General features: G+C 57.0%; 25 protein-coding genes, 3 tRNA genes and 3 pseudogenes. 18 read left to right on the top strand and 13 right to left on the bottom strand.

The genetic code is table 11. The annotated features are described in order from the left end of the window. The first annotated feature begins 112 nt into the window (after positions 1–112). On the top strand, positions 113–418 hold the full coding sequence (trxA, locus tag AYT24_RS03670; RefSeq protein ID WP_010932467.1) for a thioredoxin: 306 nt from the start codon (positions 113–115) through the stop codon (positions 416–418). Between the two features lie 108 nt (positions 419–526). Here the strand turns inward: trxA and AYT24_RS03675 are convergent, their stop codons facing one another. From AYT24_RS03675 to AYT24_RS03685, 3 genes are all read right to left on the bottom strand, one after another. Then, entirely contained in the window at positions 527–1,222 is a 696-nt protein-coding gene (locus AYT24_RS03675) for a zinc metallopeptidase (RefSeq protein ID WP_010932468.1), read from the bottom strand. Positions 1,223–1,445: 223 nt separating this feature from the next. Then, positions 1,446–1,518, bottom strand: a tRNA-Met gene (locus AYT24_RS03680). A gap of 233 nt (positions 1,519–1,751) precedes the next feature. After that, on the bottom strand, positions 1,752–2,054 hold the full coding sequence (locus tag AYT24_RS03685) for a hypothetical protein (RefSeq protein ID WP_164926927.1): 303 nt from the start codon (positions 2,052–2,054) through the stop codon (positions 1,752–1,754). A gap of 344 nt (positions 2,055–2,398) precedes the next feature. Here AYT24_RS03685 and AYT24_RS03690 point away from each other — a divergent pair, with 344 nt between their 5' ends. From AYT24_RS03690 to AYT24_RS03725, 8 genes are all read left to right on the top strand, one after another. Further along, positions 2,399–3,283 carry a hypothetical protein gene (locus AYT24_RS03690; RefSeq protein ID WP_164926928.1) on the top strand — a complete coding sequence of 295 codons (885 nt, stop codon included), beginning with the start codon at positions 2,399–2,401 and terminating at the stop codon, positions 3,281–3,283. Between the two features lie 109 nt (positions 3,284–3,392). Then, positions 3,393–3,728 carry a hypothetical protein gene (locus AYT24_RS03695; RefSeq protein ID WP_164926929.1) on the top strand — a complete coding sequence of 112 codons (336 nt, stop codon included), beginning with the start codon at positions 3,393–3,395 and terminating at the stop codon, positions 3,726–3,728. Between the two features lie 38 nt (positions 3,729–3,766). Beyond that, positions 3,767–4,162, top strand: a complete 396-nt coding sequence (locus AYT24_RS03700) for a hypothetical protein (protein ID WP_164926930.1) — start codon at positions 3,767–3,769, stop codon at positions 4,160–4,162. Between the two features lie 12 nt (positions 4,163–4,174). Then, on the top strand, positions 4,175–5,359 hold the full coding sequence (locus AYT24_RS03705) for a radical SAM/SPASM domain-containing protein (protein ID WP_010932474.1): 1,185 nt from the start codon (positions 4,175–4,177) through the stop codon (positions 5,357–5,359). Positions 5,360–5,523: 164 nt separating this feature from the next. Then, positions 5,524–5,868: a hypothetical protein gene (locus AYT24_RS03710; protein ID WP_010932475.1), complete on the top strand. Its 345-nt coding sequence runs from the start codon at positions 5,524–5,526 to the stop codon at positions 5,866–5,868. A 343-nt stretch (positions 5,869–6,211) separates the two neighbouring features. Continuing rightward, the gene (locus AYT24_RS03715) at positions 6,212–7,480 is read left to right on the top strand and encodes an NfeD family protein (RefSeq protein ID WP_226986859.1); all 1,269 of its coding nucleotides are present in this window, start codon (positions 6,212–6,214) and stop codon (positions 7,478–7,480) included. A 1-nt stretch (position 7,481) separates the two neighbouring features. Continuing rightward, the gene (locus tag AYT24_RS03720; protein ID WP_010932478.1) at positions 7,482–8,231 is read left to right on the top strand and encodes a slipin family protein; all 750 of its coding nucleotides are present in this window, start codon (positions 7,482–7,484) and stop codon (positions 8,229–8,231) included. 39 nt (positions 8,232–8,270) lie between these two features. Then, the gene (locus AYT24_RS03725; protein ID WP_010932479.1) at positions 8,271–8,729 is read left to right on the top strand and encodes a universal stress protein; all 459 of its coding nucleotides are present in this window, start codon (positions 8,271–8,273) and stop codon (positions 8,727–8,729) included. 46 nt (positions 8,730–8,775) lie between these two features. Here the strand turns inward: AYT24_RS03725 and meaB are convergent, their stop codons facing one another. The 5 genes and pseudogenes from meaB to rsmA form a co-directional block, all read right to left on the bottom strand. Continuing rightward, positions 8,776–9,783 carry a methylmalonyl Co-A mutase-associated GTPase MeaB gene (gene meaB / locus AYT24_RS03730; protein WP_010932480.1) on the bottom strand — a complete coding sequence of 336 codons (1,008 nt, stop codon included), beginning with the start codon at positions 9,781–9,783 and terminating at the stop codon, positions 8,776–8,778. Positions 9,784–9,802: 19 nt separating this feature from the next. Then, positions 9,803–11,591 (bottom strand): annotated as a pseudogene (locus tag AYT24_RS03740) (cobalamin-dependent protein). 159 nt (positions 11,592–11,750) lie between these two features. After that, on the bottom strand, positions 11,751–11,930 hold the full coding sequence (locus tag AYT24_RS03745; protein ID WP_164926933.1) for a hypothetical protein: 180 nt from the start codon (positions 11,928–11,930) through the stop codon (positions 11,751–11,753). Continuing rightward, positions 11,908–12,246: pseudogene (locus AYT24_RS03750) on the bottom strand (acetyl-coenzyme A synthetase N-terminal domain-containing protein); the annotation flags it as partial. The gene AYT24_RS03745 and the pseudogene AYT24_RS03750, both read right to left, overlap by 23 nt. A gap of 185 nt (positions 12,247–12,431) precedes the next feature. Then, the gene (gene rsmA / locus AYT24_RS03755) at positions 12,432–13,259 is read right to left on the bottom strand and encodes a 16S rRNA (adenine(1518)-N(6)/adenine(1519)-N(6))-dimethyltransferase RsmA (RefSeq protein ID WP_010932484.1); all 828 of its coding nucleotides are present in this window, start codon (positions 13,257–13,259) and stop codon (positions 12,432–12,434) included. Between the two features lie 103 nt (positions 13,260–13,362). On the opposite strand from rsmA, the gene AYT24_RS03760 reads away from it, so the two are divergent. The 6 genes from AYT24_RS03760 (at position 13,363) to AYT24_RS03785 (ending at position 17,105) form a co-directional block, all read left to right on the top strand. After that, the gene (locus tag AYT24_RS03760; protein WP_010932485.1) at positions 13,363–14,346 is read left to right on the top strand and encodes a transketolase family protein; all 984 of its coding nucleotides are present in this window, start codon (positions 13,363–13,365) and stop codon (positions 14,344–14,346) included. Positions 14,347–14,430: 84 nt separating this feature from the next. Then, complete coding sequence (locus AYT24_RS03765; protein ID WP_164926934.1) at positions 14,431–14,766, top strand: YbaB/EbfC family nucleoid-associated protein; 336 nt, start codon at positions 14,431–14,433, stop codon at positions 14,764–14,766. A 12-nt stretch (positions 14,767–14,778) separates the two neighbouring features. Beyond that, on the top strand, positions 14,779–15,393 hold the full coding sequence (gene recR / locus AYT24_RS03770) for a recombination mediator RecR (protein ID WP_010932487.1): 615 nt from the start codon (positions 14,779–14,781) through the stop codon (positions 15,391–15,393). A gap of 46 nt (positions 15,394–15,439) precedes the next feature. Next, complete coding sequence (locus AYT24_RS03775) at positions 15,440–16,828, top strand: FAD-dependent oxidoreductase (RefSeq protein ID WP_164926935.1); 1,389 nt, start codon at positions 15,440–15,442, stop codon at positions 16,826–16,828. Positions 16,829–16,941: 113 nt separating this feature from the next. Next, positions 16,942–17,014 (top strand) — tRNA-Arg (locus tag AYT24_RS03780). 18 nt (positions 17,015–17,032) lie between these two features. Further along, a tRNA-Pro gene (locus AYT24_RS03785) sits at positions 17,033–17,105 on the top strand. A gap of 69 nt (positions 17,106–17,174) precedes the next feature. Here AYT24_RS03785 and AYT24_RS10615 read toward each other — a convergent pair. From AYT24_RS10615 to AYT24_RS03795, 3 genes and pseudogenes are all read right to left on the bottom strand, one after another. Next, complete coding sequence (locus tag AYT24_RS10615; RefSeq protein WP_010932489.1) at positions 17,175–17,297, bottom strand: hypothetical protein; 123 nt, start codon at positions 17,295–17,297, stop codon at positions 17,175–17,177. Positions 17,298–17,324: 27 nt separating this feature from the next. After that, positions 17,325–17,762 carry a DUF4276 family protein gene (locus AYT24_RS03790; protein WP_164927228.1) on the bottom strand — a complete coding sequence of 146 codons (438 nt, stop codon included), beginning with the start codon at positions 17,760–17,762 and terminating at the stop codon, positions 17,325–17,327. Next, a pseudogene (locus tag AYT24_RS03795) lies at positions 17,726–17,980 on the bottom strand (AAA family ATPase); the annotation flags it as partial. The pseudogene AYT24_RS03795 and the gene AYT24_RS03790, both read right to left, overlap by 37 nt. Positions 17,981–18,403: 423 nt before the next feature. Here AYT24_RS03795 and AYT24_RS03800 point away from each other — a divergent pair. From AYT24_RS03800 to AYT24_RS03810, 3 genes are all read left to right on the top strand, one after another. Further along, positions 18,404–18,727: a hypothetical protein gene (locus AYT24_RS03800; protein WP_164926936.1), complete on the top strand. Its 324-nt coding sequence runs from the start codon at positions 18,404–18,406 to the stop codon at positions 18,725–18,727. A gap of 86 nt (positions 18,728–18,813) precedes the next feature. Then, positions 18,814–19,185: an ArsR/SmtB family transcription factor gene (locus AYT24_RS03805; RefSeq protein ID WP_010932493.1), complete on the top strand. Its 372-nt coding sequence runs from the start codon at positions 18,814–18,816 to the stop codon at positions 19,183–19,185. A gap of 85 nt (positions 19,186–19,270) precedes the next feature. Next, complete coding sequence (locus AYT24_RS03810; protein ID WP_319792426.1) at positions 19,271–20,329, top strand: SO_0444 family Cu/Zn efflux transporter; 1,059 nt, start codon at positions 19,271–19,273, stop codon at positions 20,327–20,329. Positions 20,330–20,350: 21 nt separating this feature from the next. Here the strand turns inward: AYT24_RS03810 and AYT24_RS03815 are convergent, their stop codons facing one another. Next, entirely contained in the window at positions 20,351–21,106 is a 756-nt protein-coding gene (locus AYT24_RS03815; protein ID WP_010932495.1) for a SagB/ThcOx family dehydrogenase, read from the bottom strand. A 3-nt stretch (positions 21,107–21,109) separates the two neighbouring features. Further along, positions 21,110–23,386 carry a heavy metal translocating P-type ATPase gene (locus AYT24_RS03820; protein WP_010932496.1) on the bottom strand — a complete coding sequence of 759 codons (2,277 nt, stop codon included), beginning with the start codon at positions 23,384–23,386 and terminating at the stop codon, positions 21,110–21,112. Position 23,387 lies beyond the last annotated feature (1 nt).

Here is a 23,387-nt window from a genome sequence, read left to right on the forward strand (position 1 = left end):
TAACATCAAAAACGCCAGAGTTGTGTTGAGCGGCTCAGGCAATTTTAGATTTACTCGTCGTGACAGTGGTGTTGCGAAGATTTCATTCACGAAAAAAACAATTTAACCTCTTATGGCTCAAACACTTGACGATCTTATCAGGACAAGCGAACTTCCCGTATTTATCGATTTCTGGGCCGACTGGTGCGGGCCCTGTAAAATGGTGGCTCCATCCGTCAAACAGCTCGCCAGCGAGTTCAAGGGACGGTTGATCGTGGTCAAGGTCAACGTCGATCAGCAGCCTGACGCGGCGGCCCGTTTTCAGGTTCAGGGTATTCCGGCCCTCATGCTTTTTGTTGGTGGTCAGCTCAAATGGCGCACTGCCGGAGCGATACCCTACCAGCAAATGCGCCAGGAAGTGCTGAAAGCGATCGGGTGACGGAGAGCCATTGCTTTTGTTGATGGACTGGACGAGGTGTACAAAAGGTGGCACAAAAGGTGGCAACAATGAGGGCGCGGCTACAGTGGCCGCCCTCATTGTTGCCTATCAATCTTTTCGTCGGTTCATCACCATCACGTAGTAAAGTAACTGCATGATAGCCTGTGCGGCGGCGGCTACGTAGGTCAGGGCGGCGGCGTCAAGCACGGCGTTCACGCCTGCCATTTCACGCTGCGAAACGATGCCCTGCGAAACCAGCAACTCCTTGGCGCGTCGGCTGGCATCGAATTCCACCGGCAGCGTCACCAAAGCGAACAGTGCCGTTCCCGCGAAGAGAATGATTCCCGCCCACGCCAGCGAGCTTCCAAGCACGCCTTGCATGAACAGGCCTATCATGAACAGGATCGGCCCGAGATTGCTGCCGATCGACACCACCGGCACCATCGCCGAGCGGATGGCCAGTGGCGAGTAGTTCACCTTGTCCTGCAAGGCGTGCCCGGCCTCGTGTGCCGCCACGCCGACCGACGCGATGCTCGGCAGGCTGTAAACCTCCTCACTGAGCCGCAACACCTTCTGGCGCGGATCATAGTGGTCTGAAAGCATCCCGCTGGTCATCTCGACATTGACATTCTCCAGCCCGCCTCGCTGGAGAATTCGCAAAGCCGCCTGCGCGCCGGTCACGCCATTCTGCGTCGCCACCTGCGAATATTTCTTGAACGCCGATTTCACCTTGAACTGCGCCCAGATGCCAAGGAGCAGCGGGGGCAAGGCGAAGAGAAAATATGCCGGATCGAAATAAAACATGGTTCTATCGAAAAATTGTTGAACGGTTTTAAACGGTAAATCTGCCTAAAAAAACAACAGAGGGGCAAGAATCGTTTCGATGAACAGAGACAAGAGCCTTGCGCTTATCGCGTCACGAATCTTCCTGTTACACTAGAGTTGGACGATAAATCTCCAAGCCTCTTGCATTGCGCAAGCGGGCAATAAAAAAAGCCGTCCTATACTGACTGGACGGCTTTTTTAGTGGTGGGGACAGGACTTGAACCTGCAACCTTCGGGTTATGAGCCCGACGAGCTACCAATTGCTCCACCCCACGATGTTATGGCTCTAAATCTAACCCAATAATCGGATTATGCAACTGAAAACCCGGAAAAGTCAAAAATAGTATCAGCGAGCTCATTTTCTTTCGACCAGCGTTATCTGGTGGAGGTAGCTCGTTCGCAACCACCGGAATTGCAAATCGCCCGAACAGATGTGCTTTCTTTCGGGCGATTCGGTTTTTTGGCGTGACGGATTTCATGGCGTTGCGACCAGAATCCGTCCATTTTGTTACGGTTGTGGGGGCGGTACTGGATAGGCGCGGAGGCTCGGCGCTGGCGGGTCATACTGCTTCAGGTAATTCGGATCGACGCCTTCATTGCCTTTCAGATGCATCGGTTCAGGCGGCGAATTGGTGTCGAATCCCTGGCTGGCTCCATCCCTGGCCCCTTCGTCGCTCGGCTCTCTCGTGGCAGCCTCACTGTCTCTCGATATAGCCTTCAATTGATCGAACGCACTTTCCGCGTGCAGATTCGTTGGCGCAAGCGCTCCTGAAACGGCAAGCAGGATCAGCGTGCTGAATGCTTTTTTCATTGCGGTAAGTTTGAGATTGTTTTTTGTATCGATACAAGAACAATTTTTGAAAAATAGATGGTTTCCATTAATTTAAATATTGAACCATTATAATTTAAAAAAAATTTCAGTTTGATGTAATTGATCAGTAGTAGATTGCAATCGTTACAGTCTCTTCTTCCGGTTCTGCATTTTCGGGTTAGTCGCATCAGCGGAGAAGAAGCGTGAGTGCCTTGCGCAAGTCAGTGCTGATTGCACCATCCAACAGGCCCTGTTTGAACATGAAGTGTTCCGTTCAAAGAAGTGTCCGGCTGATTTCTCTTTTGGCCGTCCTGGGCTTTTTCCATGGCACAGCCGCTGCCACCTTGTGGTCTTCAGGGCCGCGCCAGACCGGCGAGGTCGTTCTCGACGAGATGGTTGCCGGGGCGGGCGGCTTCGTCGTTCGCGTCGGAAGCAACGGATGCACCAGCAAAAACTCGTTCGAGGTGCTGGTGAACAAAAAACCGGGTCTTACTGATCTCGCGCCGCACTACGAACTGACGATTGTCCGCAAGGTGCCAGATGAGTGCAAGGCGATTGTCGAGGATGGCACTGTGATTGCGTATGATCTGAAGCAGGATCTCGGCATCTCTGGTCACTACACCTATACCATTGCCAATCCCGTTTATTCGCCGCGCCCATACGCGGATACGAGTGATTACTATCTGCCTAATGCCTTGAAGGATGCGGCGCCTGATTTTCCCAAGGTTACAGAGGTGCGCCCCGAGCCATTCGAGAAGTACACTGCCAGGCCGGACTTTTTTTCCTGCCTTCTACCCGTTGATTGGAAACGGAGTCCCGCCGATCCGGAGGGTGACGCAAAAGCTGGGATTTACGAGGTGCAGCTCACAAAAGAAGAGCTTGCCAAACCGGAGGATGGCGAGAAATATTACTTCCCGCATCCGCTCATCTACGTTGGCTACTACGCCCCCGGCAACCGTGAGGGGAAAACGTATGCAAACTATCTGGCCGATTACGACCGGCTGATGCGCAAGAACACGGGCAGCAAACAGTCATCGTACAGCAAACCGGTGAAGACGACGGTCGCCGGGCTTGAGGCGACTGTTACCGATTACGAGGTCTGGCAGGAGCTTCCGCGTGGCCCGCTGTTTACCACAAAGTACTGGCTGAAGGCTCGTTTCGTGTTTGTCAAAGCAAGGCAGGGATTTTATGTGCTGGCATTCAAAAGTCCAAAAGAGTTCTATATATAATCAGGGCTTCCCCACATTCCAGACGGTGCTTGACTCTTTCGTTCCCAAACGGTAAAACGACTTCGCCATGCCGGATATCAGGATAAAACCGACGCGCTCCACGTTGACTATGATGCGAATTGCGTCGTTTATCGTGGCGCTTGTCGGCGCGGGTATGATTGCGGGCGTTGTGAGCAACGGCCTGCTCGAAGAGGGCGGCGTGTTCGTGATGGTCTGGATCGCCGCCTGCGTCGGGATTGTCGGATTCGCGATTTTCAGCGCCTTCAACCGCAAGGTGATCGAAGACGGAATCGTCAGCATCGAAGATGCGGGGGAGTCGCAATCCGCCTCTGATGCCCAAAGCGCGGAAGCGCGTCTGAAAACGCTCGACGGCCTCAAGCGCCAGAAGCTTATCAGCGATGATGAGTACCAGAAGCAGCGGGAGAAGATCATCCAGAGCGTGTGAAGATGTTGCTATCATCAATCAACAAAAAAGGAGTAAAGATGGACAAACAGGTTGACCATTCCAACGGTAAGCGCCGTTCAGGATCGGACAAGGGCGAGCGCATGATCGCCATCGGGCAGAAGCTTGGTGTCGCGATTCCGGCGGGGCTGCTGCTTTTCTGCGGTGTGAATGCCTCAGCGATGACTCGAGATGCCGTAAACATATCCTTCTCGCCGGACGCCGTACGGGAGAACGAAGTCGCCCAGCACCTCACGGCGCTTTCGGCCAATCCGCAGGGTGCGCTTCTTGCCGACAACGACAATCCGCTGCACGGCAACACGCACGTTAATAAGTTTGACCCCAACATACATAATGATTATTCGGATAGCGGCGTGCACACGGACAGCCACGGCAACGAGCACTGCAACACGCACGGCGACGCGAACCGTTATTGAAGGGCGACCGGTATGACGAGCAGAGAGGAGTTTCTCGAAAAACTCGCTCAGGCAGGCACGCTGAACCTGATTTTTCAACTGACCGATCAGTGTGCGCTTTCGTGCCGGTATTGCTTCGCGAAAGGCTCCCATCCATCCGGAGGCCTTCGCATTGCCGATGACCTGCTCGATGCGGCCATCCGTAGCGCGTTCGATACGCGCCACCACCAGGTCTCCTTCGAGTGGACAGGAGGAGAGCCGTTTTTCGCAGGCATCGATTTTTATCGCAAGGTCGATCGCCTCCAAAAAAAGTACGCTACCAAGCCCTACGCGAATACCATTCAGACGAGTGGCTACGTGCATGACCGGGAGTTGATCGCCTGGCTTGCCGGGCACGGTTTTCGCATCTCCTCTACCATTGACGGCCCGCCGGAACTGCATGATTTCCAGCGCCCTGTGAATGGCGGCGGCCCGTCGCTCGGCGCGGTGCTCGCAACGCGCGAAACGATCATCGAGCATCAGGGGCACTGTGGCTGCATTTGCACGGTTACGCGGAACAGCCTCGGCAAGGAGGGGGCGATTCTTGATTACTACCGTTCGCTCGGCATTGAAGCCTTTCACAGCAATCCGTATTACTATTTTTCCAAAAATCTTGTTGGCGACGAAAGTCTCGCGCTTGATGCTGACGGCTACGCCGCGTATTTTATCGCCCAGTTCAACGCCTGGTTTGAGGGCGGGCGCAAGCTCCCGATGCCCGGCACGCTCAACTACATTCTGCGCTCGCTGACTGCAGGAGCCGGGTTGAAGCAGTCGGTCTGCACCTTCGGCGGGCGCTGCCTGACCAATTTTCTGGCCATCACGCCCGATGGCGATGCGTGGCTTTGTCCCAAGTTCGCGGGGTTCGATGAGATGCGCCTCGGCAACGTTGGCAAGATGGCTATCACCGACATCCTTTCTGACGCCAATCCCGCCATGGCGCGCCTCATCGACGAGCGCCTGGATGCGATACACACCTGCGAAGCGGATGAGTGCCGCTTTCAGTACCTTTGCAACGCGGGGTGTCCTTACTACTCTTTCATCGCCAGCGGAGGCCGGAACATCGCCGTGAAGGATTCCCTTTGCACAGGCAAGCAGCTGCTTTTCGAATACCTCGAATCGGTGGTCGAGCTGATCGATCCCGCTCGACTTCCCGAACCCAGCCCCCTCGAACATGCGTAACATTATCTGTCGCACGGAGGCTGTCCGCCGTCTTTGCATTGTCGCGTTGCTCGCTCTGCTTCTTTTGCCCGTCGAGTGATTCCTTTTTTGTGCCGTGAATGCTGAGGGATCTATTTCAATAGAAGTATCACGACTCGCTTCAACGGTGTAAACAGGGATGCTGGATGAGCGATCAGGTTTCAACTGCGCCGTGCGATCACGAGTGGTTTGACTCTTACCAGCGCTTTAGCTCTTTCTCTCCGGAATCGGTGCGTGATGGTTGTCATCCAGGAATCATGGAGCATCTACAATCGTCCCAGAAGGCGATTGTTCTCGTTCATGGTCTTTCCGATTCTCCTTACTTCATGGCGGCGATCAATCCAAAAATCCGGGGCACACGCTATCTCTTCTCGGCGGTTTTCGATCATGCGGTCACGACCATGGATGCACACCGGCCGTTTTTCTTGCCCATATTCCCACCCACAGCCGAGAGCAACAGTTACGCTTCGATCGCCACACCTGCCTCCTGATCCAGCACGATTACACGGCGAATATCATCAATTCGCTCGCCACGGCGGCAACTGTTGTTCGACAACATTCTGAAAACGCCGAGGGGCTGGTGTATCCCTCTGAAAGAGTGGTCACACCGAGAAGTTTCCGGGGGAATCCATTGCGCAATCCGGTGCTCATTCATCTTCAGATTCACGATTACCAGGTGAAACGGAAATAAACGGTAACGTTGCTTGAGAGGAACTATCTCATTTTTTTTGTTATTGTTATCATTGTTGGTGAATCAGGGAATCCACTCGTTTCAGAATGGTTCGGGCAATGGTAAAAAGGCTTTTGAAATTCTGCGTTATCCCGGCGATCGCTGTGTTCTTGCTTGTCGCCATGCCGGTAGCTGGCCAGGCAGCGCAGATTCGCGCCATGTCGTTGACGGGGAGCGTCAATGCGGGCAGCGCGGCATATTTTCTCCGGGTGCTTGATGAGGCGAACCGGGATAACGACACGTTGCTGCTCGTGGAGCTCGATACGCCGGGCGGGCTTGTTTCGTCTCTCCGGCAGATGGTGCAGGGAGTGATGGCGTCGCGCGTGCCGGTGGTGGTCTATGTCGCGCCGTCCGGAGCGCAGGCGGCTTCGGCGGGGGCGCTGCTGCTGCTCTCCGCCAATGTGGCGGCGATGGCTCCGGGCACCGAAACCGGCGCGGCCCATCCGGTCGATATAAGCGGCGGCGGCGAGAAGGGGAGCGTGATGGGCAAGAAAATCGAGAACGATCTTGCAGCCTTTGCCCGCAGTCTTGCGCAAAAGCGTGGCCGCAGTCCCGAATGGGCTGAGCGGGCCGTGCGGGAGAGCATCGCATCGACGGCATCTGAAGCGCTCGCGGCGGGCGTGATCGATACCGTGGCGGACAATCGCAAGGAGCTGCTCGTGTCCATCGATGGCCGCAAAGTCGAGACAGCTATCGGTGAATTGATCATTCGCACAACCAATGTGCCAGTTAAGGAAGCGTCCCCAACTTTCGGCGAAGAGGTGATGATGGCTATCGCCGATCCAAACATCGCTTATTTTCTGCTACTGCTCGGCCTGGCCGGTCTCTGGTTCGAGCTTTCGACACCGGGTGCGGTGCTGCCGGGCGTGGCCGGAGCGATTGCTCTTGTGCTCGGCGCGTGGGCCATGCAGCTCCTGCCGGTCAACGTCACCGGCCTCCTGCTCATTCTGCTCGCCATCCTTTTTTTCGGGCTGGAAATCTTCGTGGTCAGCAGCGGAGCGCTTGCGATCGCCGGTCTGGTCGCGCTTTTCATCGGTTCGGTCATGGTGTTCAATCAGCCGGAGTTAGGCCTCGTCATCAACTGGTGGGTTTTTCTTCCGCTTTTTCTTTCATTTTCGGCGGGAGTCCTGTTACTTGTCTTTGTGGTGTTTCGTTCTACCAGACGCAAGGCGATCTCCGGCAGGGAGGGGCTGGTCGGTGAAACAGGTACCGTTGAACGAGCCATCGGAGAGGGCAAGGACGGCAAGGTGTTTGTGCATGGCGAACTTTGGGACGCATCGGCAAACGGTTTGATTCCTGCCGGATCACAGGTAACGGTCACAGGGATCGAGGGGATGAGGCTCATGGTGAAACAAAATAGCAAGGAGGAGTGATATGCTTTTCATGAATATTCTGGTTTTACTGGCGCTGGCGGTGGCGTTTTTCGTTTCCGCGGTCAAGATTCTGCCCGAGTATGAGCGGGCAGTCATATTCCGGCTTGGCCGGATTATAAGAGCCAAGGGGCCGGGACTGATCATTCTGATTCCCTATATCGACCGGATGGTGAGGGTTGACCTGAGAACGGTGACGCTTGACGTGCCTCCGCAGGACATCATCACGCGCGACAACGTTTCGGTCAAGGTGAGTGCCGTGGTCTACTTCCGGGTGATCGACCCGATCAAGGCGATCATCGATGTGGCCGACTTCCATTTCGCCACCTCGCAGCTCGCCCAGACGACCCTGCGCAGCGTTTGCGGGCAGGGCGAGATGGATAATCTGCTCGCTGAGCGTGACGAGATCAATGAACGCATCCAGTCCATTCTCGACAAGGATACCGCGCCGTGGGGGGTGAAGGTCGGCAAGGTCGAAGTCAAGGAGATCGACCTTCCCGAGGGGATGCGCCGGGCGATGGCCAAACAGGCCGAGGCCGAGCGCGAGCGCCGCTCCAAGATCATCAATGCCGAGGGCGAGTTCCAGGCGGCACAGCGTATCTCTGAAGCTGCAGCCATTATTGCGCAGAATCCGGCAGCCTTGCAGTTGCGCTATCTCCAGACCTTGCAGGATATCGCCGTTGAGAACAACTCGACTACGATTTTTCCTGTGCCGATCGATCTGTTAACGTCATTTTTTGAGAAAAAAGCGTGATCCGGTTTTCCATTTCTTCAATCATCAAACGATACGGTCATGATTACCATCAAGTCGATTCTCTGTCCGATGGATTTTTCCGATGCGTCGAAGAAGGCATACCGCTATGCCTGCGAGTTCGCCAAGTCGATGGGGTCGAAGTTGATACTGCTGAATGTGATTGAGCCGCGCCCGATCGCAGCGGATATGACCCTGAATTACGTGCCGCTCGAAGAGGATCTCGCCGCCGCCGCCAGGGAGGATTTCGTTCCTATGGTCGATGAGGCCAAGGCGGCGGGGATCGATGTGAGCGCCGATGTCATCATCGGCATTCCCGCGGAGGTGATTCTCCAGAAAACGCTCGATTTTGACGTGAGCCTCGTCATCATGGGCTCGCACGGCAGGACCGGTCTCAGCCGCCTCCTGATGGGTAGCGTCGCCGAAGCGGTCGTGCGCAAGGCGCAAGTGCCGGTGCTGATCGTGAAGGCGCAGGAAAAAGAGTTCATTAGCAAGGAATAACGGCGTAGGGGCGGCTCTTTGCGGGTTGAATTTCCAATCGGACGGATCAGACGGATCTGTCTGATCGGAAAGCCTTCAGCAGCTCCACGGCTCCGGTGAAGGGGCTGAGCTTTCCGGCGAGCACTTGTTGCTCGACCTCTGCTTTTGCTTCTTTGACCCGCACCGCGTTGTAGAACTGGCGTTTCAGTTGCTCTTCGGCGATGGCGTGAAGCAGGTGGCGCGACTGCTCCCGGCGCTGCTCGTTCCACTCGCCGCTTTGCTGCATGGCTGCGGCAAACGCTTCGATAGTTTTCCACACTTCGCTGACGCCTGAGCCTTCGAGCGCGGAGGTCAGCAGCACCTTCCGTTTCCATCCCGAATGCTTCTCCGGCAGGAGCCTGAGCGCAGCCTCGAAATCAGCTTTAGAGTTTTCGGCGATTGTCTGCCGTCCGGAGTCCGCCTTGTTGACGGCCACGAGGTCGGCAATCTCCATGATGCCGCGCTTGATGCCCTGCAGCTGGTCGCCGGAACCGGGGAGCATGAGCAGCAAAACGAAATCCACCATCGAGTTCACCACGATCTCCGATTGGCCGACGCCGACCGTTTCGACGATGATGACCTCGTATCCGGCGGCTTCGCAAAGCAAAATCGTTTCGTGCGTTCGCGGGGAGGTGCCGCCGAGGAAGCCCGACGACGGCGTCGGGCGGATGAAGGCTTCCGGGTGGGCTGCGAGCCGCTCCATGCGCGATTTGTCGCCGAGGATGCTGCCCTTCGAGCGCGAGCTGCTGGGGTCGATGGCAAGCACCGCCACCCGTTTGCCCTGACGAACAAGGTCAAGGCCGAGCGCTTCGATGAAGGTGCTCTTGCCCGCGCCCGGCGCTCCGGTGACGCCAATGCGGATCGAAGCGCTTCCGTCGCCGAGGCAGCGGTCGAGAATCTCGTGCGCCAGCTGCTCGTGCTCCGGGCGGCTCGACTCGACGAGCGTGATGGCGCGGCTCAACAGGCGGCGGTCGCCGTTCCTGATGCCTTCGACGAACTCCTCAACCGTGGGTTCATGCCGATGCCTGCCGCTCATCGCCTCGCCCGGTTTCCGCTCACTGGTGATGTTCGAGCAGCAGCGCGAGCAGCTTGATGGCCGCTTCGGCGATCACCGTGCCGGGGCCGAAGACGCCCGCGATGCCGCGCTCGTAGAGGTAGTCGTAGTCGCGCTCCGGAATGACGCCGCCTGCGATGACGAGAATGTCGCCGCGCCGCGCCTCCTTCAATCCTTCCACCACCTGCGGCACTAGTGTTTTGTGCCCGCCCGCGAGGCTTGAAATACCGACGATATGCACGTCGTTGTCGAGCGCCTGCTGCACGATCTCCTCCGGCGTCTGGAAGAGCGGCGAAATATCGACGTCGAAGCCGATGTCGGCAAATGCCGCGGCGATCACCTTCGCGCCGCGATCGTGCCCATCCTGGCCGACCTTGGCCACCAGAATTCGCGGGCGGCGATTCTCTATGGCGATCTTGGCGGCTCGCCACACCTTTTCGCCGGTGGACATGCAGAACGAGCCACCGAGGAAGCCGAAGCTCGTGGCGCACAACACGACCTCCTTACCATCAATCGCGCCGTCGCCCGTGATGAGTGCCGTCGTCATGCCGTTTTTCACGCGCTCTTCATGGAGTTTGTTGGCGTATTCGGGGAAATTCAGAATATCGCGGTCAATGATATAGCGAGTTTCCTGGTGCTCGGTGAACGCATTCTCGTCGAGTATCAGTTCGATGTAATCGCGGGCGCTGAGGCGGACATAGCGGTGACCGCAGGTGGCGCAGACGAAATTGTCAGCCAGCAGCTTGCTGTAGAGCACCGGATCGACGACATGCCTTTTATCATCGTTTTAGCAGCGGCTTGTGGCGGCTGATGAAGAGGTTCTTTTTCGGCTTGTCGATGAAGAAAGAGACCTTTTTTTCATAGGTGCGGATATGCTCCTCGGTCGTCGTTTCACACTGACCGATTTTCTGCCAGCGTTCGATGCGGCGCTGCTGAAGCGATTCGGCGGGCGCTTTGCCGAATGCCTCGATCCAGCGTCCTGTCACCTCGCGGAACGATTCGAGCGCCTCGTTTTTGAAGCGGTGCGTTGGGCCTGCCGGTTCGGGAAGCAGCTCGTCCACGATGCCGTTTTTCATCCCCTCCTTCGAGGTGATCTGCGAGATTTCGGCGGCGAGGTTCGCCTTGTCCCTCGTCCGGAACAGAATCGACGAGCACGCTTCTGGCGAGATGACCAGGTAGGTGGAGTACTCCATTGCGAGTACCGCGTCGCAGCCGGTCAGGGCGATGGCCCCGCCGCTGCATCCGCGGTTGATGATGACCGAGATGGTCGGTACGGTCGCCTCGGCGAGCGCCTGCATGCAGCGCCCGATTTTCCATGCGATGCCACCAGCCTCCGACTCCTCGGTCGGATCGGCTTCAGCCGTGTCGATTACCGTGATAATCGTGCGCCTTTCGCGCTCGGCGAGGGCAATCGCTTCGATCGCCTTGTCGAACGCAGCAGGAGTCGGCATGCCTTGGTTCCAGCGGCGCATTTCATCCTGATCTTGCGTGATCCGGGTCAGTTCACCAAAGTCGGAGGTCGGTCCCGACTGCTGGCCGATGAGCATCACCGGCCAGACCTTGCCGTTGCGCCGGAGTTCGGCGCGGTGCGTCTGGATCAGGCGACTGCCGTGGAGATCGTTTGCAAGGAACTCCTCCACGTTGTCGAACACCGTGAGGTAGTCAAGGTACTTCGGGCGTTCGGGGTGAAACGAGAGCTGGTATTTTTCATATTCCGACAGCCGTTCGATGGAGTCGGCGCTGTAGCTGAACCCTTTTGTTTTTTCGAAAGGCAGGAAGAAGTGTTTCACAGGCAATGAATGAATAAATGATCGGGTTTGGGGCACGTCTAAAAACTTATTCCAAGCCTCGATTGCTGCGTTGGATGGCGCTCAAAATCCTTGCTTATTATCAGTGTTCCGGTTTCTGCGCTCCAGGCGTCTTGCGCTCGTCTCTCTCATGACACTTTTTTAGTGTGTGCCCTTCGGTTCAACGAATTCGACAAGCGCGCGATTGGTCTGGCGCGGATGGAGAAAGACGATCTTTTTGCCCCCCGCGCCTACCAATGGTTCACCAAGCGGAGTGAGGCCTTCATCGGCGGCCCGTTTGGCCTCCGCCTCAATGCCATCGGTCGCCCTTGCGAACGCCACGGGCCTGAAGCGCTCCGGCAAAAAGCGCCACCTTGTCGCGGAACTCGCGGTAAGTGAACTTCTCGATGGTGCCGGTTACCGGGCTGTCATAAATGACGGCGATCTGGTTGCCGCGTCCCTCATCGACGTGCCGGTCAAGCGCGTTGTAGCAAGTGTTGGTGACGCCTCCGGCGAACCAGCGGTAAAACGGCGGATTCGAGTCGTCGAGCACCTTGTTCCACGGCTTGTACCAGTGGAGATTTTCTACAAGCGCGCCCCAGAACTCTTCCGGGTTTTCAATCGACTGACGGTGAACGTCGTTGTAGCGTGATGATATACTGCAAGCCCCCTTGAGCTATGAGGTTAATGATGGTAAGGGAGTGGCGGACTGCCGGATGATGGTGCTGTGCAAGAAGTAGTGCTGCTGTGAGTCCCGCATGTCCTCGAATGGCTGGATGTTGATCTGAAAATAAAATTCTAATGAAAATAAGAGATTACATCACTGGAACGATTGCTGTCTTCTCATCTTCTTCTCTTTAATAAAAGTTGTCCGGAGGCGTCGCCTCGCGCAATCAGTTTGAGCTGAGTGAACAGGGTGATCAGCGCCGGAACGGAGAGCGACTCCGCACGCAGTTTGAGCGTGGGTTCCGGTACTCCTGAAGTGTCGTAATACTCCTTCAGGTTATTCAGAAGTGTTTTCCTGCGCTGGTGGAAAACACGGCGGACGAAGGTTCGGAATCCTTCGCTGTCTTTGACCGGATCGACAGCCTTCGGCACCATTTTGATGACGGCGCTGTCCACATCCGGGCGGGGTTTGAAGACGGCGCGGCCTACCTTGAACAGATATTTCACGTCACAGAAGGCCTGCATCTGCACGGCGAGGATGCCGTACTCTTTCGTGCCGGGTACGGCGGCGATGCGCTGGGCGACTTCGTGCTGTATCATCAGCGTGGCCGAGGCGATGAGGTGCCGGTTATCGAGCAGCCGGAAGAGGATCGGGCTGGTGATCGAGTAGGGAATGTTGCCGAGCACCGAGAGTTTGCCGCCTGCAGCCAGCGGTTCAAGTGGTACTTTGAGGAAGTCGTCTTCGATCAGCTCGATCTGCGGATGCTCCTCGCGGTTGAACTTCGCCAGCTCCCGGTCTTTCTCGATGGCGGTGAACGACGGCATCACTTCGAGAATCGCCGTCGTCAGAGCGCCAAAGCCGGGACCAATCTCAACCACCCGGTCGCCCTCCTTGATGCCCGATTCCCGGACGATCTTGCGCGGAATGTTCCTGTCGAGCAGGAAGTTTTGGCCTAATTTTTTTTTTGCCGCTATATGCGTATGCTTATATTCAACTTTTGTCATCTGACTGGGCTTGGTGGGCGCAACTCAATATCAATGGCGGGGTTAACCCGGCAGGCACTCAGGTCCTGCATAGCTTTTTCAAATTTAAGGTATTCTGTCATTAATGGGAGAGAAAATTACCATCGAACAGACCGCGAAGTATACTTCACGGGGCAACAAGGCTACCCGCACCGGATTTGGCGAGGCGTTGCTTGAAGCCGGGCGTGAGAACCCGTCTGTTGTCGCTCTCTGTGCTGACCTGACCGGGTCGCTGAACATGCATCTCTTCCGTAAAGAGTTCCCGGAGCGATTCATCCAGACCGGCATTGCCGAGGCGAACATGATCTCCATGGCCGCCGGCCTGGCCACTATCGGCAAGATTCCCGTGGCCTCAAGTTTCGCCGTTTTCGCGACTGGCCGCGTCTTCGACCAGATCCGCCAGTCGGTCTGCTACTCCAATCTCAATGTCAAAATCTGCGCTTCGCACGCCGGCCTTACCCTTGGCGAGGATGGTGCGACGCACCAGATTCTCGAAGATATCGGTCTGATGCGCAGCCTGCCGCGCATGACCGTCGTCGTACCGTGCGATTACAGCGAAACCAAACGCGCCACCAAGGCGATCATCGAGCACGAAGGCCCGGTTTATCTGCGCTTCGGACGTCCAAACGTGCCGGACTTTACCGCCGATGAGGACGGCTTCGAGATCGGCAAATCCATCGAGCTGCATCCCGGCAAGGACGTCACCGTCATCGCCTGCGGCATCATGGTCTGGAAGGCGCTCGAAGCGGCCAGAATCCTTGAAAAAGAGGGGGTGTCGGTGCGCGTTATCAACATGCACACCATCAAGCCGATCGACACGCTCGCCATCGTGCGCGCGGCCAATGACACCGGCGCGATCGTGACCGCCGAGGAGCACCAGATGTACACCGGTCTCGGTGAGGCGGTGGCCAACGTTTGCGCCCGCAACATTCCGGTGCCAATCGAGATGGTTGCCGTCGAGGACACCTTCGGTGAATCCGGTAAGCCCGATGACCTGCTCCGCAAATACAAGCTGACTACTGAGGATATTCTGGAGAAAATTTACCTCGTACTGCGCAGGAAAGATTGAATTTGAGATCGGTCGGATCAGACAGATCAGTTTGATCCGATTAATCTATACACATTGACCGCAACCCCAAGGAGAACCACCACGATGGCAATGCCCAATTTTGGCGATATGATGAAGCAGCTTCAGGAAGCTGGCGCGAAGATGCAGGATTTGCAGAAGCAGCTCGAAAAGCTTGTTTCCGAGGGTGAAGCAGGCGGTGGCATGGTCAGGGCGAAGGTCAACGGACGGCAGAAACTGCTTGAACTCACCATTGATCCCGAGATCATGGACGATGTCGATATGGTGCAGGATCTTGTTGTGGCTGCCGTGAACAAGGCGCTCGAAGCCTCGGCGCAGCTCGCGCAGAGCGAGATTCAGAAAGCCGCTGGCGGCATGATCAACCCTGCCGACCTGATGAAGCAGTTCGGCGGTCAGGGATAATTTCTTCGGTTCATGCGTTACAGCTCAGGAGCCGTTGAGGCGCTTATCGAAGAGTTCGCGAAGCTGCCTGGCATTGGGCGCAAGACAGCCCAGCGCCTCACCATGCATGTGCTGCACGAACGGCGCTCCGAGGTCGAGAAGTTGGCCAGCGCACTGATCGACGTCAAGGAGAAGGTGATTCGTTGCTCAGTTTGCCAGAACATTACCGATCTCGGCGTTGATCCCTGCCACATCTGCACCTCTGCCGGGCGCGACCGCTCGGTTATCTGTGTCGTTGAATCACCCACTGAAGTGCTTGCTTTCGAGAAAACCGGCCACTACAAAGGGTTGTACCACGTGCTGCATGGCGTGATTTCGCCGCTCGACGGCGTCGGCCCCGATGACATCAAGGTGCGCGAACTGATCGCTCGCATCGGCGTGGATTCGACCGGCGGCGTGCGCGAAGTGGTGCTCGCGCTCAATCCCACCGTTGAGGGCGAAACGACATCGCTGTACATCAGCAAACTGCTAAAACCGCTCGGCATCAACGTCACCCGCATCGCCAGAGGCATTCCTGTTGGCGCTGAGCTTGAATTTATCGACGAAGCGACGCTGTCGCGGGCGATGGAGGGGCGCTCGGCCATCTGAGCCGCCAGCAGTCGCAACAACAGTTATTCAGTCATATTTGCAAGGAATGAACGGAGAGAAAAAAAAGGTTCTGATCATCGGCGGCGGCCTTGCGGGTCTGACCGCGGTCAAGAGGCTCGTTGATCGCGGGTTTCAGGTCAAGGTGCTCGAAAAACGACCCATCTATGGCGGCAAGGTTTCTGCCTGGAAGGACGAGGAGGGGGACTGGATCGAATCCGGCACCCACTGCTTTTTTGGCGCGTACGGCGTGCTCTACGATCTCATGAAGGAGATCAAGACCTACCACGCCGTCATCTGGAAGGAACACCAGCTCACCTACACGCTCGAAGGGGGCAACAGCTTTACCTTCAACACCTGGGACCTGCCCAGCCCGCTGCATCTGCTTCCGGCGATCATCAAGAACGGCTACTTCACCTTCGGCGAGATGGCCGCTTTCTCGAAGTCGCTGATTCCGCTTGCGCTCCAGAAGGCCAACTACCCGCCAACGCAGGATCACCTCACCTTCGCCGAGTGGGCCGAGCAAAAAAAATTCGGCAAGCGGTTGATGGACAAGATGTTCCGCCCGATGTCGCTCGCGCTCAAGTTCATTCCGCCGGAGGAGATTTCGGCCAAGATCATTCTTGACGTCACCGAGACCTTCTACCGCATTCCCGATTCGTCGCGCATGGGCTTCCTGAAAGGCTCGCCGCAGGAGTACCTGCATCAGCCGCTCGTCGATTACTCCACGCAGAAAGGCGCGGTGTTCCAGAACAACATCACGGTGGACGAGCTGCTCTTCGACGGCCAGCAGATTCGCGGCGTACAGTTGCGCAACGGTGAGATTCTCGACGCGGATTACTATGTCGCCGCGCTGCCGATTCACAATCTCTGCAAAGTGCTGCCGTCGTCGCTCAAGCAGCAAGACCGCTTTTTCGGTGATCTCGACAGGCTGAAGGGCGTGCCGGTCATCTCGGTGCAGCTCTGGTACGACCGCGAAATTTCGCCTATCGACAACGTGCTCTTCAGTCCGGATGGCGTGATTCCGGTCTACGCCAATCTCGCCCGCACCACGCCCGACTACCGCATGCTGCGCGGCGAGCGCTTCGAGGGCAAGACGCGCTTCGAGTTCTGCGTCGCCCCTGCGCGTGAGCTGATGGCGCTGACCAAAGAGGAGATCATCGCGCGGGTTGACCAAAGCGTTCGGGCCAACTTCCCGAAGGAGACGCAGGGGGCGAAAATCCTCAAGTCCACGCTGGTCAAGATTCCGCGCTCGGTCTATGCGCCGCTGCCGGGGATGGAAAAGTTCCGCCCGACGCAGAAGACGCCGGTTGGAAATCTGTTCCTCGCGGGCGGATTCTCGCAGCAGCTCTATTACGATTCGATGGGCGGGGCGGTGATGAGCGCCAATCTGGCGGTCGATGCGCTTGTGAAGGCGGCCTCCGACAATGGCCATTGACGGTCGCTGGAAAAGATTCGGGAAACTTTTCGATACCGTGCAAAAGTTGTTCTTTTTCCCGATTTAAATGTTATATTTGCTGACCTTTTTGAAAGTGACCCTCGGGTCATCAGGCCCTTGTAGCTCAGTGGATAGAGCAGCAGTTTCCGGAACTGAAGGTCGGCAGTTCGAATCTGTCCAAGGGCGCAAGGAACAATGTTTTTTCGGGGTGTGGCTCAGCTGGTAGAGTGCTGCGTTCGGGACGCAGAGGTCGTGGGTTCGAGTCCCGCCACCCCGACACCAAAGGCGGTTACAGCAGGTACTGTAGCCGCCTTTTTCTTTGTCTGTAAGATTTGGTTTTCACTTCTCACTCTTCGAAATCGAACAGCCCTCCGCTTGTTGCTTTCTGTGGTTTGCGCATCCGGTCGGGAACGGCGGGGAGTTCGCTGGCGCGGAAGCTCTCGCTCGCGAGGATCGATTCGAGCAGCACGGCCTGGGCGGGGTAGCCGTCGATGGGTCAGCACGCAAGCTTTTCGAGTTCTGTTACCCAGTTGTTAAAAAGCGGGCAAGCGTCGCGCATTTTAGGGATACCGATTGCCGTGGCGATGGCAATGCCGGTCGTGGTTTTTCTGGACCGGTTCGAGAGTTTTTCCAGCCTTTTGGACGGTGCGGTTGTCGTGTGATCGTTGATTTTTTCCGGTTCACCGCATTCGGCGAGAATGTGCTCGATTGCCTTCAGCGGCGCTCCAGAGGTTGTCGCCAGGGTGGGCGGGTCACTGAAATAGAGAGCTTCTATTTCATACATGGAAATGTAGGGAATGAAGCACCGGGTGGGATCAAAATTTGAAAACAGGGTATTGATTTTTTCAGCCGTAGCCTGGTTCATGATTTGGGCCTTGCGGGCATGTTCCGTCTGTTGTCTTCTATGGAAAACTGATCGAGCAGCAGGGGCGATTGCGTGGCGATAATGATCTGCGTTCGTTTTGCCGCATCACGAATCAGTTCACCGAGAATCCTGATCGCTTCAGGATGGAGGCCAAGTTCCGGCTTGTCAATGACAATCGCGGATGGCGGGAAAGGCTGCATAAGTGCCGTAGCGAGGCAGATGAAGCGAATCGAGCCATTGGAAAAGTGATAAGGCTGCATTGGAAAATCGGAGCCTTTCTGTTGCCACATATTTTCGTTCTTCACTTACAAGAAAAGTATCCTCGACAGTAGGGGTCAAGTCAAAACGGTAGAAGTTCGATCCTTTGCTGAATTGGCTGTCCGACATGAATTCAAACTCCATCGAAATTGCCGGAGTGTGTTTCGGGCCATTGTGGAGGACATTGTCTTGACAGGAAAGGTAACGAGTGGGTAGCGAGGACGTAAACTACGGCGCGCGTCCGGTGGATGGGGGGGTGAGCTGGAAGCAACGCTTTTCCGACGAGGTTCGTCCGCAGATGAACAAGGAGGTGTGGAGTCGCGCTGGTTGCACGCTGAGTGGAAACGCCAACTTCTCGGGAACTTGTTTCGCTTCTGTTCTATTTGAGGATAGAAATATCGCTGAATAACCCGGAAGTTATGGACAGCACCATGAAACATCGCCTAGAGAATATGCTTGGATATCTTGAATCGGAGAGCTATTTGATGGCGTACAGGACGCTGAATGCGATCGTTACGGAGAATGAAGCATCAGGCGAGTTGCCCTCTCTCGAAACCTCGACGGCTCTCGAGGTGATGCAGACCTGCCTGCGCATTATTGTCGGTGAACGGGTGGGGCACCCCGAAGTGGCGAAGCATTTCGCCCAGACGGTCAGTTTCTACGAGCGTCTGGCTTTGCTTCTGACAAAAAAACTTCTGGGTGACGACAGTGCTGCCGCCGAGGTCGATATTCTCCTTTTCTGCCACGACGCGCTTGCGAAGCACAGGCGAAACTGAATTTGCTGCATGAAGCGACCGGATCACGAAACGATTTGCACGGTTTTCCGCTTTATGTTATCATATGAATAAATGTTCATGTGTTGATGGCGCCGATCAGTAAAAAAGATGACGGGCTTTGCCAGCAGACTTGTGATCATCCCGATGTGGTCGAGTCTGTGCGTCAGGCCATGCCGGATGAGAACCAGCAGCAGGAGCTGGCGCAGCTTTTCAAGGTGCTTGGTGACCACACGCGAGTGAGGATACTCAATGCCCTGTATCGCTCGGAACTGTGCGTGTGCGACCTCACCTCGATTCTCGCCATGAACCAGTCGGCGGTTTCCCACCAGTTGCGGGTTCTGAGAGATGCGAGGATTGTCCGCTCGAAAAAGCAGGGCAAAAATGTCCTCTACGCACTCGATGACAGCCACATCGCGGAGCTTATCAAAATCGGGTTTGAACATGTGCAAGAGAGATAGGAGGGCTTTTTTTTTGATCAAATCATGAATATGTGATCATGCGAAAATGTATAAACAGCCAAAGTGGTGAACCATGCCTGACGTGATGACCGTTCTGATCAATATTCTTTCGGCTTCCTGGTCGGTGTTGCTTGATGCGGCGCCTTGGGTGCTTTTCGGTTTTCTGGTTGCTGGCCTCGTCAAGGCGTTTGTGCCTGAAAAGCTCGTGGCGGCTCATCTTGGGCGTGGCTTTTCGAGTATCGTGAAAGCCTCCGCTATCGGCGTGCCGATTCCGCTGTGCAGTTGCGGGGTGATTCCGGCGGCGGCGGGTCTCAAAAAACAGGGCGCGGGAAAGGGGGCGGTGGCCTCGTTTCTTGTTTCCACTCCGGAAACCGGCATCGACTCGATTGCAATCACTTACGCGCTGCTCGATCCACTGATGACGATTTTCAGACCTGTGGCGGCTTTCGTGACGGCCATTGCGACCGGCGTTGCCGTCTCCTTCACCGGCACTGACGAGCCTGCTGCTGCACCTGCCTCTGGGGGCGGGTCTTCGGGTTCAAGTTGTTCATGCGGCTGTGGTCACAAAAAAGTCGAGAAGCCAGGTGTGGCGCAGAAGATCAGGTCGGGTTTCTCCTTCGCGTTTGGCGAACTGCTCGGTGATGTGGGTGTCTGGCTGCTGGGCGGCGTGCTGCTTGCCGGTCTCATCTCGGTGTTCGTATCGGGGCAGTTCGTGGAGCGTTACCTGTCGAACGATGTCGTTGCCATGGTTATGATGCTTGCGATTTCGGTGCCGATGTACGTCTGCGCGACCTCATCGACACCCATTGTCGCGGCGCTCGCGTTGAAAGGTATTTCGCCGGGCGCGGCGCTCGTGTTTCTTCTCGCCGGTCCGGCGACCAACGCCGCATCGCTGCCGGTGATCTCGAAACTGCTCGGCAAAAAGGGCACGGTGGCCTATCTCGTGGTCATTGTGCTGATGTCGCTCCTGTTCGGCATCCTTGTCAACTACCTGTACGCCTGGCTCGGTCTGGATACGAAAAATTGGGTAAGCCGTGGTGCGCACGAGGAGGGCGGAGTTGTCGCTATCGTTTCGGCAATCGTGCTTGTCGTGCTGATCGCGCGAGCCCGCTTCGAAGCATGGCGATCTGTCCGTGAGCATTAAGGCGCGTGCAGCGGGATTTTCTTATCCTTTTTTTCCGACTGGCGCGAGGTAGATCGTGAACTCCTCTTCGCCATCGACGTCAAGGAGGCGATCCATCTCGTCCTGATCATAGGCAGCGATGGCGCAGGTTCCCGCGCCGATGGCTTCGCATGCGAGGTAGAGGTTCTGGCAGACGTGGCCCGCGTCGAGCGCGATCACCTTGTGTGCGGCCAGGCCATAGCGCCACTCCATGCGGTAAGGAATCGCTGTCCAGACGAATACGACTGCCGCGTCACCGGTGAAGCGCTGGCCGAGCGTCGCCCTGACGATGCGGCTTTCGAGCTTTTCCGGGGCGTGCGAACAAAGCAGCGCGTGTTCGAGCGGCAGGTATCGGTAGATGCCTTTGTCGAGACTTTCGACGTTCAGCACGCAGAGGTAGGTCTCGAAAGCGTGACGGCACCCCGCGGAGGGCACTGTCCGCAAGGCGTGGCCCGCATCGAGTTTCAGCCGGACGCCCTGCGTGGCCCAGAGCAGGAGCGAGAGTTCGTCGAGGCTCATCGGCTCATCGGCGTAAAATCGGCAGCTCTCCCGTTGCCCGATGGCTGACCAGAGGTCGATGTTTCCTGCCGATTTCGCCTTGCCAATCACTGGCAGCGGGATCGTTTTCGCTTCTTCCGGCATCGGCTTTTCGATTGGCGGCGGCGGAACACGGCGGTTCTGCGCTGTCTGCGAAAAGTCCACCATCTGCCGGACATTGTCCTTCAGGAATTTGCGAGCGGCTTCGAGCTGTTTGTCCATGGTTCAGAGTTTTTTCGCTTTGAGTCGAAGCGAGTTGGTGACGACTGAGACGCTGCTTCCGGCCATCGCAACGCCCGAGAAGACCGGGTTGAGGAAGATCCCGAAGAACGGATAGAGCGCTCCGGCGGCGAGCGGAATGCCGATTACGTTGTAGATGAAGGCCCAGAAGAGGTTCTGGCGGATGACGCGCATGGTTGCCCGGGCGAGTGTGATCGACTGGGCGACTTTGCGGATGCCTCCCTGCAGGATGGTGACCCCGGCCGATTCGATGGCGATGTCGGTGCCGGTCGCCATGGCGATGCCGACGTCGGCGAGGGCCAGCGCCGGGGCGTCATTGATGCCGTCGCCAGCCATGGCGACCTTGCGGCCCTGCTGCTGCAACTCCCTGACACGGTCGGCCTTCTCTTGCGGCAGCACTTCGGCGATGACTTTGTCGATGCCTGCCTGGCGGGCCATGAAGTTCGCGGCTAGTTTGTTGTCGCCAGTGAGCATGATGACCTTGACCCCTTTGGCGTGCAGTGCCTTCACAGCATCAGCCGCCTCCGTCTTGATCGTATCGGAGAGGGCGACGAGACCCAGCGGCGCGCCCTCCTCTTCGAGGATGACCACGGTCTTGCCCTGCTGCTGGAGCTCTGCGATTCGGGATCGGCTGCTGTCGCCACTGTCCGGCTTCCTCACGCTAATATTTTTTCCGTCGATCGTTCCTTTGACGCCGATCCCTTCGAGGGCCTCGAAGCCGGTGACTTCGTGGAGGTCGATGCCTTTCTCTTTGGCGGCGGCGAGAATCGCCTGGGCAAGGGGATGCTCGGAGCGGTTTTCGATGCTGGCCGCCAGTTGCAGGATCTTTTCCGGATCAACGGTATCGTCGAAAGGCAGGACGTCGGTGACCGAGGGCGTCCCTGTGGTGATGGTGCCGGTTTTGTCGAAGACGACCGTGTCCACCGTGCTGAGGGTCTCAAGGCTCTGCGCATTCCGGATGAGGATGCCGTACTCGGCGCCCTTGCCGATGCCGACGATGATCGCGGTCGGGGTGGCCAGACCGAGAGCGCAGGGGCAGGCGATCACGAGGATGCCGACCATGCCCATGATGCCGAAGGAGAGCGCGGTCGAAAAATCGATGAACAGCGACCCGACCGTCAGCCAGAGGATGAAGGTGAGGGCGGCGATAACCAGTACCGCCGGAACGAAGATGGCGGCGATCCGGTCGGCGATATTCTGGATGGGGGCCTTGGAGCCCTGGGCCTCCTCGACCATGGCGATGATGCGCGCCAGTACGGTCTCCTCGCCGACTCTGGAGGCGGTGAAAACGAACGCGCCCTGCCGGTTGATGGTGCCGCCGATGACCGGATCGCCGACCGTCTTGTCCACCGGAACCGGTTCGCCGGTGACCATCGATTCGCCGATGGAGGAGCTTCCTTCAGTGATGGTGCCGTCCACCGGTACCTTCGTCCCGGGCCTGACGACGATGAGGTCGCCTTTCTGCACCTGTTCGAGCGGGACTTCGACCTCCGCCCCGCCGCGTCTGACGATGGCCGATTTGGCCTGCAGACCGATGAGTTTCTCGATTGCCTCGCCGGTTTTCAGCTTCGAGCGGGCCTCGAGGTATTTGCCGAGCAGCACGAAACCGATGACGACGATGGTGGTGTCGAAATAGGTGTAGTTCGGGACTCTGAGCAGTTCGCGAACTTCCGGCATCAGTGTGATGACGGTGCTGTAGAGGTACGCGGTGAGCGTACCGATACCGATGAGGGTATCCATGCTCGCCGCGCCGCTCTGGACGAACATGACGATGCCGTGCAGGAACGGTGCGCCGATGCGGAACACCATGTAGGTTGCGAGCGCCATCGAGACGATGTTGAACAGCGCCATCGGAATGGGCATGCCCGGCATCGACGGGAACGAACGGGCGGCGATGTCCCACATCATCAGGATAAAAACCATCAGGGCGATCGGCAGGGCCAACTGCACCTTGGCCAGTTGTGCCTGAAGCTCCATCTCTTTTTCCATCTTCGCCTTTTCCGCCGCCGCCTTCCGATCGACGAACGGCGCCGATGGGGTGGCTGGAGGTTGCTCCGATACCAGACCGTAGCCGTACTTGCCGAGCAGTTCGTTTAGCGCATCGTCCGTCACGGCTTCGCCCGTGAATTCGAGCTGGGCTTTTTCGGTGGCGAGGTTGACGTCAGCCTTTTCGATGCCTTCGACCTTTGAGAGTTTCTTGGTGATGATGGCCGCGCAGCTCGCACAGTGCATCCCCTTGACCGAGTAGGTTTTCGTTGTCATG

The organism is Chlorobaculum tepidum TLS, assembly GCF_000006985.1.
In the GTDB taxonomy this organism is placed as follows: Bacteria; Bacteroidota; Chlorobiia; order Chlorobiales; family Chlorobiaceae; genus Chlorobaculum; species Chlorobaculum tepidum.